This is a genomic window from Virgibacillus chiguensis (assembly GCF_900129865.1).
In the GTDB taxonomy this organism is placed as follows: Bacteria; Bacillota; Bacilli; order Bacillales; family Amphibacillaceae; genus Virgibacillus; species Virgibacillus chiguensis.
This window is the reverse complement of record NZ_FQXD01000005.1, coordinates 96,671-116,192: the sequence shown is the minus strand read 5'-3', so window position 1 is coordinate 116,192 and position 19,522 is coordinate 96,671. Positions and strand designations below refer to the sequence as shown.

Genomic DNA, 19,522 nt, shown 5'->3' with positions numbered 1-19,522 from the left:
AGATCTATTTTTCGAATAATGACGCATGAACAAGAGCGCCTCTATTCATAGAACGCGCTCTTGTTTTTTGTATTTATTTAGAATGCTCGGCTTCCTCTCGATCCCAATATTCAATACCTTCCTGATCATCTAACACATCGCGGTAAAAGACAGGATCTTTTCCTGCTTTCCGTTGTCTACGATAATCTTGAAGCACTTGATTAGCGATTTTAAACAATCTGGCTATCGCATACAAGTTAATTAAAGCCATAATTGCCATCGTTAAATCAGCTAATGACCAAACAAAGTCAAACGAAGCTATTGCACCAAACGCCACCATTAATAGCGCTCCGATTCGATATAAAAATAAACCTACTTTACTATCCCGGATGTACGTTATATTTGTTTCCCCATAGTAATAATTCCCTAAAATGGAACTATAAGCGAACAATAGTATAGCTATGGCAATAAAACCGCCTGCCCAATCTCCTATATGGAAAGTGAACGCATTTTGCGTCAACTGTATACCGTCAGCCTTACTTCCTTCAAAACCACCTGCTGTAATAATAACAAACGCAGTGGCACTACAAATTAAAATCGTATCAAAAAATACCCCTAATGCCTGAATAAGCCCTTGCTTAGCAGGATGGGTAACTTCAGCAGTCGCTGCAGCATTTGGGGCACTACCCATACCTGCTTCATTAGAGAACAAACCACGTTTAATCCCCATCATAATAGCTGCACCAAAACCACCACCAGCTACTTCACGAATTCCAAAAGCATTGGAAACGATATATGTAAGCATATCTGGGATTGCAGTAATATTTGTAATTAAAATATAAATAGCTAATAAAATATATAAAATAGCCATTACAGGTACGATGATTTGTGTTACATTCGCAATGCTCTTTAATCCACCAAAAATAACTATTGCAGTAAAAACAAATAAAATAATAGCAATAACTTCACTATCAATGGCAAATTGATTTTCAAACGCCAAACTAATAGTATTTGATTGAACAGAGTTAAACACCAATCCGTACGTAAACGTAATTGTAATCGCAAATAACACTGCAAGCCAACGACTTTTTAGTCCTTTTTCCATATAATATGCAGGTCCACCGCGATATTGATCTTCATGAGGAACTTTATATACTTGCGCTAATGTACTTTCTACAAAACCAGAGGCTGAACCAAGTAAAGCGATGATCCACATCCATAAAACCGCTCCCGGGCCTCCAGCTGCTATAGCTGCAGCTACGCCAGCCATGTTCCCAGTCCCCACTCTCGATGCTGCACTAATGGCAAAAGCTTGAAATGAAGAAGTCCCTTTTTTACCTGCAGCACTAATGGTTCGTTTATCTGCAATAACTCGAAACATCTCAGGTAAGTATCTGAATTGCACAAAACCTGTTTTAATCGTAAACCATAAGCCTAATCCAAGTAATACAGCAATTAACACGTAAGTCCATAAAACGTCGTTTACATCACTAATCAAGTTTTCCAAAAATAACACGATTAATTATTCCTCCTCTTGTTTATGATGTCATTTAACACATCATAAAACAACAAACTTTTTAAATAAATTGAAATATTCCCCTATGCATCTCCCCTTTAGAAAAACTTTGCTTATCGCCAACTCTTTTTGACAATATAGCTAATCTCCCCTTATTATTGGTTACTGCGCAAATTAAAACAGCCTGACTTAGCAGGCGGACGTCTTTGAAAAAGATTTCCTTTTACATATAAGGTTGTACATCGCATTACAGTCACCAAAAACAAATCTTTCATGAAATACTTCCGCCTAACCAAGCCAAAGAGTTGTAAAAAACCTTTTCCACCCAAAGGGTCTTCCATTTGCGTTATTGTATTATTTTACATTAATTTCTCGTTCGATTCCATGGGTAATCTGTGCCAAAAATTTCAGCAAATTCCTTTGCCTGCTTTCTCCGCTCTTTTCTATGTTTGGCCCGATCTGCTGCTGATGCATGCAATTTCTGTTCATGTTCCGACTCTGGAACAACACTTGGCACAGGTTTAGGTTTTCCTGTTTCGTCTATCGCTACAAATGTTAAAAAAGCAGTTGAACAAACCTGCCGCTGTCCCGTTCGTAAATCTTCCGTTACTGCTTTCACAAACACTTCCATCGACGTGTTGTGCGTCCAGGTAACGAAAGCTTCCACACAGATAGAATGTCCTTCTTTTACTGGCGCTAAAAAGTCAACCGAATCGGTAGAAGCTGTAACAACGGGCATACGGGCATGTCGTGATGCAGCTATAGCAGCAACATCATCCATATAAGCCATGAGCTTACCGCCAAATAACGTACCATACGTATTCGTATCTGGTGGCAACACATACGATGTTTTGACTGCCAAAGAATGTGTACAAGTTCTTTTTTCCACTTTACCCCTCCTTCTTATCATTTATCCGATACTTAGGGTGCTGTAAGACTCGCTTCAAAAATTGAAATATGGAGCTGGACAAGACTTCGTACAAGATAACAGCACGAAATCCTTTTTTCGTAAAAGACCTTTGGGTTCCGTATCATTGGGCTACAAACAATTAGCGATTCTACAGATGAAAGGCCTGCTTTATAATACTGGCGAAAGAAGTCGTGAAACAGACTCTTTAAATCGAATTCCTAACGACCGTTGACGGTATAAACCTTCTGTCATTTGTGTCGATAGCAACATGTCTTCTTCAAATTTCGATACTAATTGTTGCGTCAAATCATGATCATATAAAAAAGCGTTCACTTCAAAATTTAAGCGGAAGCTACGAACATCAATGTTCGCTGTGCCAACTGAAGCGATTTTACCATCTACTACGATGGTTTTCGCATGTAGAAAGCCATTTTGATAAATAAATATTTCTGCACCTGCTTCTAAAAGGTCTCCTATATGTGATAATGTTGCCCAATATACGAAAGGATGATCTGGTTTATTAGGAATCATAATTCGAACATTGACCCCAGACAATGAAGCAATTCGCAGTGCATCACGTAAGCTTTCATCAGGAATAAAATACGGCGTTTGAATATAAACATAGTCTTTTGCAGTCATGATCATTTTAATGTAGCCATTTTTTATTTGCTCCCAATCCGAATCAGGCCCACTGGAGACAATTTGTACACCAACATTACCGACTGGGTTAGCACTATAATAACGGTCTTCATATAAAATGTCGTTACGAGAAGCTTGGTTCCAATCTAATATAAAACGTGTTTGCATTTGGCGTACAGCATCTCCGAAAATACACAAATGCGTGTCACGCCAGTACCCAAATTTTTTATTCATCCCTAAATATTCATCACCAATATTAAAGCCACCAATATATCCTATTTTCCCGTCAATAATGGCCAATTTACGATGATTTCGATAATTTATTTTAAAATTAATTTTAGGTATCTTAGGAGGAAAAAATGCTTCTACTTCTACACCGGCATTAAGAAGTTTCTTTATATACTTTCGGCTTAAAGATCGTGACCCCATATCATCAAACAACATACGTACTTCTAGACCTTCTTTTGCTTTTTTTATTAACACATCAGCGATTCTTTGACCGAGCTGGTCACTACGAACAATATAATACAACAAATGAATATGATCTGTAGCCTGTTCTAAATCATTGATTAAGGCTTCAAATTTCTCCTTACCATCTGTAAAAATCTTCACTTCATTATTATGGGTAAAAATTGCATCGTCGTTGCGTAAGTGTAAATAATAGAGGTCTTCATATTGAGCAATGTCTTTGTTTTTAAATTCAAAAGTTCCTTCTTCAAGCGCACGCAACTGCGATTGCACCGCCGCTTTTACGCCTAATCTACTTTTTGTATCCCAAGTAAAAATACGTCTTCTGCTAATTGGTTTTCCAAAAATTAAATACAGGATGAACCCTACAATTGGGATAAACAATAGCACCATTAGCCAAGCCCAAGTTGAGGTTGGATCTTTTCGTTCAAGAAAGATAATAGAAATTCCTAAGGCAATATTTAATATTAAAATAAAGCTTAGCAAATAAGAAAATAGATCTATTTGCATTGCTTTCCCCCTTTCTCGAACCTTACTTCATTTTTTTGTACTCTCCCATAATACTATAGCATACCATGTTATTCATTTTTTATCTATTGTATTTAAAAATCCCCTTTTCATGTATAAGCAAAACATAGATTTACAAAAATTTACGACCAAAGCCCTTGTTTTACTTATAACCTTCATTTTAATGTTTTTCTACGGAAGACTTGGCTTGTCGCTAATTCCTATGGCGAAAAGACGCTATCGTTTTTTTATAAAGTAAAACAAAGGCTTGGGGCGCCCGGTTAGCAACGTAGCGAGTGGAACGAAGCAACGAAAGTTTTAGGAATCATGCTCTGCAACAGGAGTATGCCGGCGCCATCTGGCAAGCCCGTCTTCAGTCGCCTTCCTAATAAATACAAGCCCCCTGCTTCATAACCTGCATGAATGACTTCTGTTTCCAGTTTATGATTTCGTTTATTCATCTAATTACCTCCTTGTTTTATAGTACAAGTTTATCTAATGAAACTTTTTGCCCATCTTATATTCTAGTGGAATACGGACCATAATGAAATCGTTCTCTTTTGTTTTCACTTACTATTCTTGCTTTTCTTACAAAAGAGATTTAGAATAACTATATTATATTGACATCCATCTGGAGGGGCAGCATGCATTCTTTGTAATAAAGAAGCTTAACTTCACAGTGATCTCATCAGTATGTAAACGTGAATTTTCTTTTTTTATCTCTTACCTCCATATTATTTTACATGAAAGAAGGGAGAACATGTCCGTTACACAAGAGAAAACGGGTATCATACATACTTTAGGAGCTTATGCTTTATGGGGAGTTCTACCCATTTATTGGAAGTTACTAGAGACCGTTTCACCTGGCGAAACGCTGGCACATCGAATTATATGGTCGGCTATTTTTATGATTATTATTGTACTCAGTGTTGGGAAATGGCATGAATTGCTTCGCGAATGGAAGGCATTAATGCAAAACAGACGAAAATTCATAGGCGTTTTTATGGCAACTACTGTTATTAGTCTCAATTGGCTGACATTTATTTGGGCGGTGCACAATGATCATGTTATTCAAGCAAGTCTAGGATATTATATTAACCCTTTAATCAGTATTTTGCTCGGTATCCTTGTGCTGAAGGAATCTTTCACCTTTAGACAGACCATTTCCTTTATCATGGCAGCTATTGGCGTCCTTTATTTGACAATAAGTTATGGCGTATTTCCTTGGATATCTTTATTGCTAGCAACGAGCTTTGGATTGTACGGTTTGTTAAAGAAAAAGATAGATATTGGTCCTATGATTGGACTGACAATCGAAACAATGTTAATCTCTCCAATTGCTCTTCTATTCTTATGCTTTCTTCCTCAAAGCACTTTTCAATGGGGCACCATTCTGTCAACGACGAACATGCTACTAATAGGTGCTGGCGTAGTTACAGCAATACCCTTATTACTATTTGCAAGCGGAGCAAAACGAATTTCTTTATCCTTAGTCGGCTTTTTGCAATACCTTGCACCAACACTTATGTTGTTAATAGGAGTGTTTTTATATAATGAACCATTCACTTCTGCTCACTTCATCGCATTTTTATTCATATGGTTAGCACTGATTAACTATCTGTTAGCTAGTTACCAAAAGCCTACAAAAAAGCAATTTCAAAAAGCGAACTAACGCTTGATTAAAAACAATCAGTTAATCCGTTTAATAAAATGACCGTTGACAAATTCGTTCGAACCTTATATAATATTCAGTAATTTAAATAACATCTCTTATTATGAGTGGCGGAGGGAATAGGCCCTGTGAAGCCCGGCAACCTAAAAGCAAACATTTTTGCTTTTTACGGTGCTAAATCCTACAAACCTATTATAAGGTTTGGAAGATAAGAGGAGGACGGAATGCATATTTGAACCCTCTTCTTAGGAAGAGGGTTCTTTATTTTTGTTTTCATTTCTTCCTTGCCATCTACTTACTTCTAAATTTTTACCAAACAAAATACACACTATTTATTCTTGTACGCTTGTTTCTTTTAACGGAACAGAAGGCCCATTTCCACATTTAATTAAAGGAGGAAAAACAATGAGTCATTTTTTTACGCAAGATCCAGAAACTGCATTACTTCACGGTGGGCAAATACCCGATTCAGCAACAGGAGCTAGAGCAGTACCTATTTACCAAACAACTTCTTATGTATTTAACGATACAGAACACGCACAGAACTTATTCGGATTAAAAGAACCTGGAAATATATACTCCCGAATTGGTAATCCAACTGTAGATACGTTTGAACAACGTATTGCCCAACTAGAAGATGGTGTCGCTGCAGTAGCTACATCTTCTGGAATGGCCGCAATCACTTTCGCTATTTTAAATGTAGCAAGTGCTGGGGACGACATTATTACCGATAGCAATCTTTACGGTGGAACATACAATTTATTTGCTAATATACTTCCTCGTTATGGAATTCATGTAAAATTCGTAGATGGATCAAACCCAATTGAAGTAGAGGCTGCAATTACTGAGAAAACCAAAGCTATTTTTGGGGAAACAATCACAAATCCGAGCCTGCAAGTTTTTGATATTGAAACGATTGCAGCAATTGCACATGCACACCATATCCCTTTAATTATAGATAATACATTTGCCCCTTACCTCGTTAAACCATTCGCATGGGGAGCGGATATTATTGTCCATTCTGCAACGAAATGGATTGGTGGTCACGGAACAACGATTGGTGGGGTAGTTGTAGACGGAGGAAGGTTTGATTGGAATCACGATAAATTCCCAGGTTTCACCCAACCTGATGCAAGTTACAACGGCTTGCGCTTTACTGATGTTGGGCCTGCCGCTTTTGCTACAAAACTACGTGTACAATTAATTCGTGATATTGGAGCTTGTTTAAGCCCTCATAGCGCATTTTTGTTGCTTCAAGGGTTAGAAACGTTACATTTACGCATGCAACAACATACGAACAACGCACAAAAAATTGCTGCTTTTTTAACAGATCATCCAGCAATTGAATGGGTTAATTATCCTGGTTTGTCCAATCATCCTTCCTATCCATTAACAAAAAAATACTTTCGTGACGGTACTGCTGGGTCCATTATTACGTTCGGTATTCAAGGTGGAAGGGAAGCTGGAAGACAATTAATTGATCAAATTGAATTATGGTCGCATGTAGCAAATGTAGGTGATGCTAAATCGCTCATTATTCACCCTGCATCTACCACACATCAACAGCTGACAACGGAAGAATTAGCCGCAAGTGGGACAACAGAAGAAACCATTCGCTTATCGGTTGGCTTAGAGTCTGTTCATGACCTGCTCATTACTTTGGACAACGCAATAGCAAAGGCTACAGGGGAACAAGCAACCATCGCTATAGATGAAAAACAGGCTATCCATTGGCTACTTCATTCTCCTTTTTTAAGAGACGGTGGAAACGCGCGTAAAAAATGCCTTGCCGTTTACGGTTTAGAAACAGCAAATGAAACAGACCGAAATAAAGTCTTCCAATTACAAGCGTTCGGATTCGATATAGCTGTTGTGGGAAGTACGAACCTAACCTTCCCCTTACCACAGTATAAAGAATTATCGAACATTCCAGTAGTGGACGCTACTTGGTCTCTACAAGCTACACTACCAGCTACCCTGTTAGAACAGCTCGTAAATAAAGACTGTAAGCTCTTATGGGTGGCAAAAACAAAGGAAACAGCTGCTACAATAGACCATGCCAATGCAGCTGGCATTACTGTTATTACACAAAAGAACCCTTATGAAGAAGCGTTATTGCTTCGAAACAACGCTACGGAGGCACCTGTATTTGCATAACAACCATTATCTTTTTTATGGTCTAGGAAATTATAAAATTTTGCAGTTGTGGATAAACTTATTAAGTTATTTAACCACTTCCGGCTACAGCGCCCAGCAACTAGGCGACTTCACTCCATTGCCCTAAGATAAGTCATCATCGGTTCGTTCTAAATAGGAAGGCCGACTAAAGACGGGCTTGCCGGAGGGCGCCGGCATACTCCTGTTGCAGGAGCATGATTCCTAAAACTTTCGTTGATTCGCTCCACTCGCGACGTTGCTAACCGGGCGCCCAGAGCCTTTGTTCTAATAGGTTTAATTATTTGTAAACTTGGAAAAATTATAACTAACCTTCCCTTTCAGATCGCCTTGCAATTGAAGGCGATCTTTTTTACTATTAGATTTTTTTGGTTTATAGTATAAGAAAAACAAAGGCTTTCGCCATATGGCAAGCCAAGTTTTTCTAATGATAAAATGAATGGACGGTGTCCAAAATCGGCAAGCTAAGAAAGTAGGCAGTAGAAATAGATCCTTTAATGGATGCTGTTAGCTAACAACAGCGCGTGTTTTACAGCATTTTATAATCAGGATAAAATTCAAAATATTATCTTTCCTATCGTGTAAGCAAATGCTTGTAGTATACATATGCTGTATACTACAAACAACCAATATTTCATACACGTAATCATACAAACAAAGTCTTCATTAAGTTAGTATGGTTACCATAAAACTTTTAACAAGCCCAATATTTAAAACTAATCCACTTAGGTGTTGATAACGATGCAAATAAAGAAATTAATAACCGGAGTAACCCTCCTATTACTCATCGTAGGAGTCCCACTCTATATTTTTAACCATGAAACAGATCAAACAAATCTTGCTGAGGATGCAGTAACAACAGAAAAAACGCCCAGCATCAAAAAGCATGAGCAAAAACCATCGCCAAAGCTATTTATTCATAAAGAGCAACAGGTTACGAAGCATTTTTATCAATCAAGACATATTACGGCAATTGGTGATTCGTTGACACAAGGTGTTGGCGATGAAACAAAACAAGGAGGCTATGTCGGAGCCCTTGAACAAATAATGACCCAAGCAAACACAGAAGCTTCTTTTGATAATTTTGGTGTACGAGGCAATCGCTCAGACCAACTACTTAAAAGACTGCAGCAAGACGATATGATTGCTTCCATAAAGCAAGCGGACATTGTATTTATAACCATTGGCGCGAATGATGTGATGCGCGTGTTAAAAGAAAATATTACGAATCTCCAAATGGAGGCATTTGAAAAAGCCCGAGTAGACTATGAAAAACGACTTCATAAAATCTTAACCAACATCCGAACGGTAAATGCAGATACGAAAATTTACTTGCTCGGTTTTTACAACCCCTTTGGGCAGTATTTTAAGGACATCAAAGAACTGAAGCTCATTGCGGACAATTGGAATAAAACTGGTAAAGAGATAGTAACTACGTATGAAAACAGCTCCTTTATACCAATTAGTGATTTATTTTCAAACACAGATGAAAACTTGTTTGCAGAAGATAATTTTCATCCAAATCAGGTAGGCTATGAGCGGATTGCTGAACGTATATTTGAGGTGTTAAAGAATGAACAAGAAAGAGGATGAACTGCATGGGGAATAGAACGGAACATACCAAAAGTAAAAAGTGGAAAAGACTATTTATCGGGTTACTTTCCTTTAATATGATCTTGCTTTTTGTATTGCTCACACTTATTTTTTGGCCGGTTCCACAAGCCGAATACCCAGAAAAAGCTACGGAACAAATAGATGCAAATTCAGAATTTATTGTTCGTACGACTAAAAAGAATTTAAACGATTTGGCCAATACGTATATTGACCAATTACTTGCAGGCACCGATCATGAATATCATATTGAACTAGGAGATGACGTACACTTAATTGGTGAGTTACCTGTTTTTTCCTCAACCGTTCCATTATCTGTTCATTTAGAGCCTTTTGTACAAGAAAATGGAGATATTATTTTGAAACAGAAGTCCATTTCTATTGGCTTATTAAAACTACCGAACCAAAAAATTATGGAATATATGGATAAATACCTCCCGATGCCAGAATGGGTTACTGTTAATCCCAAAGAAGAAGAAATATACGTCGCCGTGACGGATATTGAGTTAAAAAGTAATTTTCAAATTGCCGTCGAACATATTGACTTGCAGGCAAATAATTTATCGTTTAAATTTCGTATACCATATCAAACATTAGGTATTAATTAAGCGAAGCTAGAATGGTCTAGCTTCGCTTATATCAGCTTGTGAAAATAGTATTAAAAAACTCGTAGGATGGGGAATAACCTCAATAAGAGTTCCCTCCTCGCTACGAGTTATTGTTCGTTCATATGAGAATAAATAATATATGATGACATAGCCTGCGCTTCTTCTTTTGAATCACACATTGCTGTTTTATTACGGTATGGATAGTCGCCGAGCCTTCCTTTGTAAATTAACTGCATCCCCTCATGACTTCTTATATCTTCAGGTGTCACAAAGCAAGTAGGCTTTTTAAGTTGAAAATGTTCGACATCTTTTAATACAGTTGCTACGAATTGCGAGCAGAAGAATGCACACTTTCGATTAATTTCTATTTGTAACAAGATGCCAATTAAACCGATAAAATTGTAACGGTAGCGATCTTTGTCACATTCGATTCGCTTAATATGCTGCAAGATTTGCTCACACTCTTCTTCAGATACGGTAAAACGATAGACTGCACAAGCTGCATTCTTTAAAAAATCACTATGAATATCTTCTTGAACAAACCCCCCAATAAAAGGATTTTTCGGTCGCTTCCGCCCAAAGCTATACAGTCTCTGCAAATCCTCATCAAACCCAATGGAAACGTGATTCAAGGACTGTTTTGTAAAGAAATGAATAGCTTTCGCTAAATTCGTTCCCGTATCTGTGAAGAGAAGATAAATGAATTTTCCCCCCAATACACATATCCCCTTCCATCTATGCTGTAAAAAGAGCTAAATTAAATAGGTTAGCATGTCTGTTTGTTAAGCACCCTATGTATTGACAAATTACTCCTGTCCTATAGATGATGTAACTTTCTTACATAGGGATTGCACTACTAATTACTCATTAAGGTTTTGGTATGATGCCCTAAAGGAAACAGCATGTAAGATTGTTAGTAAACCTTTTCAAATAGAATACAAACACCGTAAAAACGTATCCTTTTTAAAAGGCCCTTTTAAAGAACAATTCATCCCCCACCTTTCTTATACTATTACAAAAAAAACGTATTTGCACAAGTATGTTTTTAGGCAATAGAACACATAAGCTTGCCAATCTCATTAGAAAAGACGCAATTATGTATTCAGAAGAAGTTGATACATAAGTGTCAGGATGAAACAAAGGTCGCTCAACTTTATTTCATTTTTCAATTAAATACCCTGTTAAATTCTACCTTATATGTTATAAATTAATGTTATTCGTGAAACCAAACATTGACGAATTGCTTGAAATAACGTAAGCTAACGTTGATTACTTTTATTTTATTGGAGGAAATTAAACCGAATGATTAATGTATCGAATGTGAGTTTACGATATGGCGATAAAAAATTATTTGAAGATGTGAACTTAAAGTTTACTCCAGGTAATTGTTATGGATTAATTGGTGCAAATGGAGCTGGTAAGTCCACTTTCCTTAAGATATTGTCTGGTGAAATAGAGCCACAAACGGGCCATGTCTCCTTATCTCCAGGCGAACGCCTTGCTGTTCTAAAGCAGGATCATTTCGCTTACGAGGACTATAACGTTATCGACACGGTGCTTATGGGGCATGAAAAGCTGTACGCTGTGAAACAGGAAAAAGACGCTATTTATATGAAAGGCGATTTTACGGAAGAAGACGGCATGCGTGCTGCTGAACTAGAAGGCGAATTCGCTGAAATGAATGGCTGGGAAGCTGAATCGGATGCAGCTGTTCTATTAAAAGGACTTGGCATCGATGAGTCACACCATGATAAACAAATGGCTGAGCTACATGCAGACGAAAAAGTGAAAGTGTTACTTGCCCAAGCGCTATTTGGCAACCCGGATATTTTATTATTAGACGAGCCGACAAACGGGTTAGACATTCATGCCATTCAATGGCTAGAAGAATTTCTCATTCATTTTGAGAATACCGTCATTGTCGTTTCCCATGATCGCCACTTCTTAAATAAAGTATGTACACATATTGCAGATGTTGATTATGGAAAAATTGAAATTTATATCGGTAACTATGACTTTTGGTATGAATCTAGTCAGCTAGCAACGAAAATGGCACAGGAAGCAAACAAAAAGAAAGAAGAAAAGATTAAAGAGTTACAATCATTTATTGCACGCTTTAGCGCTAACGCTTCCAAATCCAAACAAGCAACATCAAGAAAGAAATTGTTAGACAGCATTACGCTGGATGATATAAAACCATCTTCAAGAAAATACCCATATATTGCCTTTACCCCAGAACGGGAAATTGGAAATGATTTACTAACTGTTCAAGGATTAACAAAAACCATTAATGGTGAAAAAGTATTAAATAATGTTAGTTTTACGATGAATAAAGATGACAAAATCGCGCTTGTTGGTGGCGATGATGTAGCAAAAACAACACTATTTAAGATTTTGGTGGGAGAAATGGAACCAGATGCAGGAACGTATAAATGGGGTGTCACTACTTCCCAATCTTACTTCCCAAAAGATAATAGTGCTTACTTCGAAAATAGTGACTTACCTTTAGTAGACTGGTTAAGACAATATTCACCAGAAGATGAAACAGAAACTTTCTTACGTGGCTTTTTAGGGAGAATGCTATTTTCCGGAGAACAAGCGTTGAAAAAAGCAAATGTTTTATCTGGAGGAGAAAAAGTACGCTGTATGCTATCCAAAATGATGTTGAGCAACGCCAACGTACTTCTTTTGGATGAGCCGACAAACCATCTTGATTTAGAATCCATTACTGCTTTAAATAATGGACTTATCAAATTTAAAGGTTCCATTTTATTTACATCTCATGACCATCAATTCATTCAAAGTATTGCCAATCGCCTCATTGAAATTACACCGAATGGTTTAATTGATAAAGAGATGAGCTATGATGAGTACGTACAAGATAAAGAATTGCAAGCGAAAATTGCTACTATGTACAACAAGTAGCCAAAGGAAAGAAATATTGTAGATAGAATGTAGTACGATAAGACGGTTAGAAAAACTTGGCTTGTCGCATAGCGATAAGCCAAGTTTTTTCTAATGTGCTTGTTTCTGTTTAATTTTACTTAACATATCCGTTGTCAGCTTGTCTAAATCATATTCTACTTTAAAGCCCCATTCGTCAATCGCACAGGTGGAATCTAAATTATTTGGCCAACTGTCTGCAATTGCTTGTCGAAACGGGTCCACATCGTATTTTAATGAGAAAGAAGGAATATGCTTTTGGATCGATGTAGCAAAGTCCTCCGGTGCTGCGGAGAAAGCTGAAATATTAAAGGCATTACGATGTTGTAGTTTATTTGTATCACATTCCATCAATTGGATAATGGCATGGATCGCATCTGGCATATACATCATATCCATATACGTACCCTTGCCTATATAGGACGTATAACTCCCCTTCTCTACAGCTTCATAATACATTTCAACAGCATAATCCGTCGTTCCACCGCCTGGTAATGTAACATGAGAAATTAAACCAGGGAAACGTACACCACGAGTATCCACTCCAAAACGAGTGTGGTAATAATCAGCTAACAGCTCGCCAGATACTTTATTCACTCCATACATTGTCGTCGGGCGTTGTAATGTGTCCTGTGGTGTGTTATCTTTCGGTGTTGTTGGACCAAAAGCTCCAATGGAACTTGGGGTGAAAAATTGCAAATCTAATTCCCGAGCTATTTCAAGCGCATTAACTAAACCGCCCATATTAATATCCCAAGCTAGCTTCGGATTTTCTTCCGCTTTAGCTGATAATAAAGCTGCCAAATGCATCATCGTATCTACTTGGTACTTTTTTGTAACGTCAGAAAGCTGCTTTGCATTTGTTACATCAACGACTTCAAACGGGCCTTCTGCAACACGTCCTTCCGCCTTGCGAATATCAGTCGCTATTACTTGATCCGTACCGTAAATGTCTCTTAACTTGATAACAAGCTCTGACCCTATTTGACCCAAAGCTCCGGTTACTAATATTTTTTTCATCCGTGAAATCCTCTCTAGTGCTATTCTTTCTTCTTAAAAAAACTTGGACTTACCGCCAAAATTTCATGGCGGTAGCCTTCGTTTTCTTATCTTTCCTATATTGTTAAATAACGCCAAGTTCCTTACCTACTTTTTCATATATCGCAATAGCCTTATCTAGCATTTCTTTCGTATGCGCGGCTGTTGGCATATTGCGTACACGACCTGTTCCTCGTGGTACAGTTGGGAAAACAATAGACTTCGCGTAGACGCCTTCTTCATTTAAGCGTCTGCTAAATGTTTGTGTCGCATTCTCATCACCAATAATACAAGGGGTAATTGGAGTTTCGCTATTACCAATATCAAAGCCTAGTTGCCTTAAGCCAGCTTTTAAATAATTTCCATTTTCCCATAACTTTTCATTTAGCTCCGTGCTTTCCATAAGGATTTCAACAGCTTTCGTACTTGCTGCCGCATCCGCAGGTGAAACAGCTGTGGAGAACAAGAACGGACGAGAACGAACTTTTAACCAATCAATAAGATTTGCTTTGCCTGCTACATACCCACCAATCACGCCGATTGCTTTCGACAATGTACCCATTTGGAAGTCTACTTTATCCTGCAATCCAAAATGTTTAACTGTGCCTGCTCCTTTACCAAGAACACCAGAACCGTGAGCATCATCCACATACGTAATCAGGTCGAATTCCTCGGCAATGTCAACAATTTCTGGAAGTTTTGCAATATCCCCATCCATCGAAAACACACCATCGGTAATGACCATGATTTTATTGTATTGACCAGATTCGACAGCTTCTTTCGCCTTTTTTCGCAAATCATCCATATCGGAATGATTAAAACGAATAATTTTCGCTCTAGACAAACGACATCCATCAATGATGGAAGCATGATTTAATTCATCCGATAAAATGGCATCATGTTTATCCATTACCGCAGATATAGCTGCCATATTACAGTTAAACCCAGATTGATAGGAAATAACCGCTTCCGTGCCTTTAAATGCTGCAAGCTTTTTCTCTAATTCAAGATGAAGATCGAGTGTTCCATTGATCGTACGTACAGCACCTGCACCAACACCATGTGAATCAACCGCTTGCTTGGCAACTTGCTTCAATCTATCATCTGTCGCTAATCCTAAATAGTTGTTTGACGAAAGGTTAATTAACGTCCTGCCACCAATTTTTATCTCTGGACCATTAGGACCTTGAACAGGATCAATTTCATTATACAAGCCCCGTTCTTTCAAATCAGCAATATTGTCATTTAAAAAAGAATTTAACGCTTTACTCGTCATCTTTTTGTCCTCCTTTTATGTAAGTTTGTGTTCGTTTATACTTCCTTAAACCCATCATCCACACTTTACCATTTCCTACGCATATGAATGCTTATTCCGCTACAGCAACATCGTCTAAACCTTGTTTTAAAAAAACTAGGCTATCGCCAAATCTGTATGGCGATGAAATTTTGCTTATACGATAAACCAATAGTTGAACAAATGGAGTAAAATGTTGCTACTATCGTTCCTATAAAGCAGAATCTTAGGGCAATTTATGCGCACGATAATCTTACTATTCCCTTTTCAGTTTAACATAAGTACAACAAAATGTTTAATCGTAAAAGGACTGTAAAAACTGGTCTTAGGATACAAAAATGTGGGATAAAACTTGCAACTTTGTAAGATTCACTTGTTAAAATGTCACCAAAAACAATGGCTACACAGTAGTAGGTTATTTATACTGAGTGTAGAAGTCATAGAAAGCATACGAGGAGGGAAGGATTATGAAGAAGTTATTGGTTGTTCTATGCGCCGTTCTTATTATTACTTTTGGAATAGTTGGATATATAGAAATAAACAGTAATTCGAATGAGATCATGAACGAAAACCCTAACAGCATAACAGTTCAAGAGAGCTGATCCAATTTCTTTCCGCGAGAAATGAATAATTAAAGTAAATGGTTCAGCCTACGACCCTTTAAAAATATCTTTTTTAAAAAGAAAAACGTCGTTTATTATGTTTAAGCTGGAAATACGCCGCTCAAATCCACCCCTTATTTCGAGCGATATCAACCGCTTCCAAACGATTTTTCGCTCCTAATTTTTGCATGATTTCAGACAAATAGTTACGAATCGTACCATAAGACAAATATAAAATATGTGTTAACTCTTTGGTCGTTTTTCCTTCCGCTACTAGTCGCAAAATTTCTTGTTCTCGATCACTTAAAGGGTTAGGATCGCACATGTAGTCGACCATGAGTTCTTGACTATACACTTTTTCACCATGCACTACTTTACGAATAGCTGCTGTTAGTTCTTCAATAGAACGATCCTTTAATAAATAACCATCTACGCCAGCTTTGACCGCTTTTTCAAAATAACCTGGTTTTGCAAATGTTGTTAAGACAATGATCCGTGGGCGTTGCTTTAGTTTATTTAACAACCTCGCTACCTCTAAACCACTTTTCCCTGGCATTTCAATATCCAACAAACAAACATCTGGTTGCTTTTCTTGGATAAGTGTCCATACCTCATCGCCATTCACTGCTTGGCCGATTACCTCCATATCCGCTTCTAAATTCAATAAAGAACCGATTGCACCTAACAACATTTTTTGATCTTCTGCTATTACAATTTTAAGCATGGATTTCCCCTTCTTTCTCTGGTTTTTCCACCTTGGGAACTTTCATTTCTACCGTTGTTCCGCTATTCTTACTTACAGATAGCGAGCCATCTACTAAGGCTAGTCTTTCTTTCATCCCTACAAGCCCATTCCCTTCCACGCTCTGATTATCTATACCAATGCCATTATCTTTCACTTGTATAATGATCGCTTGCTCTTCTTCTCGATAGAGCAACCAACATTTACTCGCTCGACTATGCTTAACAACGTTTGTTACTGCTTCTTTCAAACAAAGACTAAGCATATGCTCTGTGAGGGATGAATCAACATGCATTTGAAATGGAAAATTTATCTTTACGTTCATATTTGCTGCTTTTAATAGCTGTTCCGCTTGCACTACTTCTTCGGCTAACGTTTTCGTTTTCATATCCGTTACCAATTCTCGAACTTGATCGAGCGCTGATCTAGATGTGGTTTCAATTTCGCTCACTTCCTCTATGGCACGTTTAGCATCCTTCGTAATTAATCGTTCCACTAATTGGCTTTTTAATGTGATCAGTGACAGCGTATGGCCAAGCGTATCATGAAGGTCTTGCGCAATTCGTGTTCTTTCTTCTCGTTTAACCAACTCCTTGATTTTTGCATTTGCTTCATCTAACTCTTTTTCCAATTCCATATTTTTATTCATAGACCGAATTCCAAAAGGAGAAACTAGAATAACAATTAAAAATGGAATCATATAAAACTGCTCCTTCGAAAAGTCACCTGTAAATATCACGTGATACAAAATAGGAAGTGACAACGTTCCCATTAAAGCAAACCAAGCTGCTTGAAATTGTTTTTTATCCGCATACCAACCAATAAAATTAGCCGTGAAAAACCCAAGATATAGGAAATTATAATCGTAAACCATGCTCTGGTAACCAATGATGATCATTTGCAGACCAAGCCAAAAAGCAAATCGGCCCGTCCCTTCTTCATGATAAAGTTGACGGTAACTAATTAAAAACAGCAGTAAAAGCAAGTAACCAACTACTTGCTTTATTCCGTCTTCTTTCATAAGTAACGTTGCAGGTATGAATAAATAAATGAGAAATATATAAGGGAAAAATCCATACCTTTTTGGAAATAGTTCCCATTTGGTTTGTGCCGTCATATACATTACAGCCCTTCTTGCTTCCGTCTTATATAAACTGATAATACCATAAACAAACATAAAAACACGATAAGCATAAATATATTATTCCACGCTGGACTATTTCCACGAATAATTTCCCATGGTCCATTCGCATAATGATAAGAAGGTAACCATGTAGCAATATCTTGGAGAAGCGTAGGCATTGCATTTAGGGGCATCCACATGCCACCCAGTAATGCCAGTCCTAAAAATAAAATATTGCTTACGCCACTTGCTGTTTCCACTTTATTCATTGTCCCAACAAGTGTACCTAAAGCTAAAAAAACGAGTGAACCGAATAAAATCCATACACCACTAAGCACCCATTGCATAGCCATTAGCGACACATCGTTAAGGAGGGCACCTGCAAAAAATATAACCACGATGGATAAAATATGAATAACACTTTGCCCTACCATTTGGCTAATGATATAGACATATTCGGGTAATGGGGTTACTTTTAGAAACGTGATAAACCCTTGCTGTTTATCTTGCACAAGACGAATGCCTACGGTCATTACACTAGAGCCCATCACACTAAAAGCAGCCATCGACATTAAATAATGCGCTTCCCATAATGCTTGATCTGCAGCATTGTCATTAAATGTAAACACCTTCGTAAAAATAATATAAAAACAAACTGGTATAAGGAGCGACCAAAGTACATAATATGGGTTGCGAATGGCACGTTTTACTTCCGCAATACATGAATATAGGATTTTATTCATTTTTCTCTACTCCCTTGTACTAAAGTTTCAAATACATCATCCATACTGCCTTTATCTATTCGCAGATCATAGGCATTTGAAAAATGCTGCATAATATAGGAAATTAACGCATCGGTATTTTTTGTTTCTAAATAAATCCGTTCTTCACGTTCTTCTATTGCTAACACATCTGGCATATCAAGCTTTGCTCGATTTAATTTTCCATTTAAACGAAAAGAGACATATTGCCTCGATAATTGATGCTTTATCTCTTCGGTAGCTCTATCAGCAATTTTCTGTCCTTGATGTAGCAAAATAATTCGCTTTGCCGTATCGTCTGCTTCCTGAAGATAATGTGTAGAGAATAGGATTGTTTTTCCTCTTTCCGCCAGATGATGAATCGTTTTCCAAAATTTCGCTCTCGAAGTCGTATCCATCCCTGCTGTCGGTTCATCTAAAACGATGAAGTCTGGATCTCCTGCTAAACAAACAGCAAAGTTCACTCTTCTTCGTTGCCCTCCAGAAAGCTTTTCTACTTTTTTCGTCAAATCTGCATCAGCTAACCCAGTTAGCGCAATCATCTCAGAAAGGGCTAAAGGGTTTGGATAATAGGAGCGAAATAATTGCAACATTTCTTTCGTTTTTAAGCCATCCATCATTCTTACTTCTTGTAACATCACACCAATTCGCTCCCGAACGTGCATACTTTGTGGAGGTTGCTGAAAAACTTGCACCTTTCCTTTTGTCGGCTTTAATAAACCTAAAACAAGCGAAAGTGTTGTCGTCTTCCCCGCACCGTTTGGGCCTAGCATAGCAACGACTTCCCCTTTAGCGATAGAAAACGATACATTGCGTACCGCTTCTTTCTGCTTAAATGTTTTACTTAACTTGTGTGCATAAACAATCGTGTCTTCCATGAAATACCTCCTCGTATAGTATGTTTAGGCATTACTTTTTCGCCTTCTCAATCTGA

Annotated in this window: 17 protein-coding genes and 1 riboswitch; of the genes, 6 read left to right on the top strand and 11 right to left on the bottom strand. The window is 37.6% G+C overall.

What is annotated here, in order from left to right:
* Positions 1–73: 73 nt before the first annotated feature.
* The 4 genes from BUB45_RS07505 to BUB45_RS07490 all read right to left on the bottom strand — a co-directional run bounded on the left by BUB45_RS07505 (position 74) and on the right by BUB45_RS07490 (position 4,480).
* The gene (locus tag BUB45_RS07505) at positions 74–1,486 is read right to left on the bottom strand and encodes an alanine/glycine:cation symporter family protein (protein ID WP_425303961.1); all 1,413 of its coding nucleotides are present in this window, start codon (positions 1,484–1,486) and stop codon (positions 74–76) included.
* A gap of 373 nt (positions 1,487–1,859) precedes the next feature.
* Complete coding sequence (locus BUB45_RS07500) at positions 1,860–2,384, bottom strand: acyl-CoA thioesterase (RefSeq protein WP_170861727.1); 525 nt, start codon at positions 2,382–2,384, stop codon at positions 1,860–1,862.
* 189 nt (positions 2,385–2,573) lie between these two features.
* Positions 2,574–4,022, bottom strand: a complete 1,449-nt coding sequence (gene cls / locus BUB45_RS07495) for a cardiolipin synthase (protein ID WP_139300109.1) — start codon at positions 4,020–4,022, stop codon at positions 2,574–2,576.
* A gap of 278 nt (positions 4,023–4,300) precedes the next feature.
* Positions 4,301–4,480: a hypothetical protein gene (locus tag BUB45_RS07490; protein ID WP_073006896.1), complete on the bottom strand. Its 180-nt coding sequence runs from the start codon at positions 4,478–4,480 to the stop codon at positions 4,301–4,303.
* A gap of 299 nt (positions 4,481–4,779) precedes the next feature.
* On the opposite strand from BUB45_RS07490, the gene rarD reads away from it, so the two are divergent.
* The 4 genes from rarD (at position 4,780) to BUB45_RS07470 (ending at position 10,085) form a co-directional block, all read left to right on the top strand.
* Entirely contained in the window at positions 4,780–5,691 is a 912-nt protein-coding gene (rarD, locus tag BUB45_RS07485) for an EamA family transporter RarD (RefSeq protein WP_073006894.1), read from the top strand.
* A 95-nt stretch (positions 5,692–5,786) separates the two neighbouring features.
* Positions 5,787–5,906, top strand: a riboswitch (SAM riboswitch).
* A gap of 190 nt (positions 5,907–6,096) precedes the next feature.
* Positions 6,097–7,848 (top strand): O-acetylhomoserine aminocarboxypropyltransferase/cysteine synthase family protein, encoded by a 1,752-nt coding sequence (locus BUB45_RS07480; protein ID WP_073006893.1) that lies wholly within the window; start codon positions 6,097–6,099, stop codon positions 7,846–7,848.
* A 759-nt stretch (positions 7,849–8,607) separates the two neighbouring features.
* Positions 8,608–9,459 (top strand): SGNH/GDSL hydrolase family protein, encoded by an 852-nt coding sequence (locus BUB45_RS07475; protein WP_073006891.1) that lies wholly within the window; start codon positions 8,608–8,610, stop codon positions 9,457–9,459.
* 5 nt (positions 9,460–9,464) lie between these two features.
* Entirely contained in the window at positions 9,465–10,085 is a 621-nt protein-coding gene (locus BUB45_RS07470) for a YpmS family protein (protein ID WP_073006889.1), read from the top strand.
* Between the two features lie 107 nt (positions 10,086–10,192).
* Here the strand turns inward: BUB45_RS07470 and BUB45_RS07465 are convergent, their stop codons facing one another.
* The gene (locus BUB45_RS07465; protein WP_073006887.1) at positions 10,193–10,801 is read right to left on the bottom strand and encodes a hypothetical protein; all 609 of its coding nucleotides are present in this window, start codon (positions 10,799–10,801) and stop codon (positions 10,193–10,195) included.
* 586 nt (positions 10,802–11,387) lie between these two features.
* Between BUB45_RS07465 and BUB45_RS07460 the strand changes: the two genes are divergently transcribed.
* Positions 11,388–13,010 carry an ABC-F family ATP-binding cassette domain-containing protein gene (locus BUB45_RS07460; protein ID WP_073006886.1) on the top strand — a complete coding sequence of 541 codons (1,623 nt, stop codon included), beginning with the start codon at positions 11,388–11,390 and terminating at the stop codon, positions 13,008–13,010.
* A 90-nt stretch (positions 13,011–13,100) separates the two neighbouring features.
* Here the strand turns inward: BUB45_RS07460 and BUB45_RS07455 are convergent, their stop codons facing one another.
* Positions 13,101–14,048: an L-threonine 3-dehydrogenase gene (locus BUB45_RS07455; protein ID WP_073006884.1), complete on the bottom strand. Its 948-nt coding sequence runs from the start codon at positions 14,046–14,048 to the stop codon at positions 13,101–13,103.
* Positions 14,049–14,151: 103 nt separating this feature from the next.
* Positions 14,152–15,342 (bottom strand): glycine C-acetyltransferase, encoded by a 1,191-nt coding sequence (locus BUB45_RS07450; RefSeq protein ID WP_073006882.1) that lies wholly within the window; start codon positions 15,340–15,342, stop codon positions 14,152–14,154.
* A 485-nt stretch (positions 15,343–15,827) separates the two neighbouring features.
* Between BUB45_RS07450 and BUB45_RS20600 the strand changes: the two genes are divergently transcribed.
* Entirely contained in the window at positions 15,828–15,962 is a 135-nt protein-coding gene (locus tag BUB45_RS20600) for a hypothetical protein (RefSeq protein WP_256359875.1), read from the top strand.
* A 121-nt stretch (positions 15,963–16,083) separates the two neighbouring features.
* Here BUB45_RS20600 and BUB45_RS07445 read toward each other — a convergent pair whose 3' ends face one another.
* The 4 genes from BUB45_RS07445 to BUB45_RS07430 are packed head-to-tail and all read right to left on the bottom strand — an operon-like array spanning position 16,084 to position 19,466.
* Positions 16,084–16,686 carry a response regulator transcription factor gene (locus BUB45_RS07445; protein ID WP_073006881.1) on the bottom strand — a complete coding sequence of 201 codons (603 nt, stop codon included), beginning with the start codon at positions 16,684–16,686 and terminating at the stop codon, positions 16,084–16,086.
* Complete coding sequence (locus BUB45_RS07440; RefSeq protein ID WP_244527684.1) at positions 16,679–17,827, bottom strand: sensor histidine kinase; 1,149 nt, start codon at positions 17,825–17,827, stop codon at positions 16,679–16,681. Before BUB45_RS07440 ends, BUB45_RS07445 begins: the two co-directional genes overlap by 8 nt.
* Entirely contained in the window at positions 17,827–18,570 is a 744-nt protein-coding gene (locus tag BUB45_RS07435) for an ABC transporter permease (RefSeq protein WP_073006879.1), read from the bottom strand. Before BUB45_RS07435 ends, BUB45_RS07440 begins: the two co-directional genes overlap by 1 nt.
* Positions 18,567–19,466 (bottom strand): ABC transporter ATP-binding protein, encoded by a 900-nt coding sequence (locus BUB45_RS07430; RefSeq protein WP_073006878.1) that lies wholly within the window; start codon positions 19,464–19,466, stop codon positions 18,567–18,569. Before BUB45_RS07430 ends, BUB45_RS07435 begins: the two co-directional genes overlap by 4 nt.
* Positions 19,467–19,522: the final 56 nt, after the last annotated feature.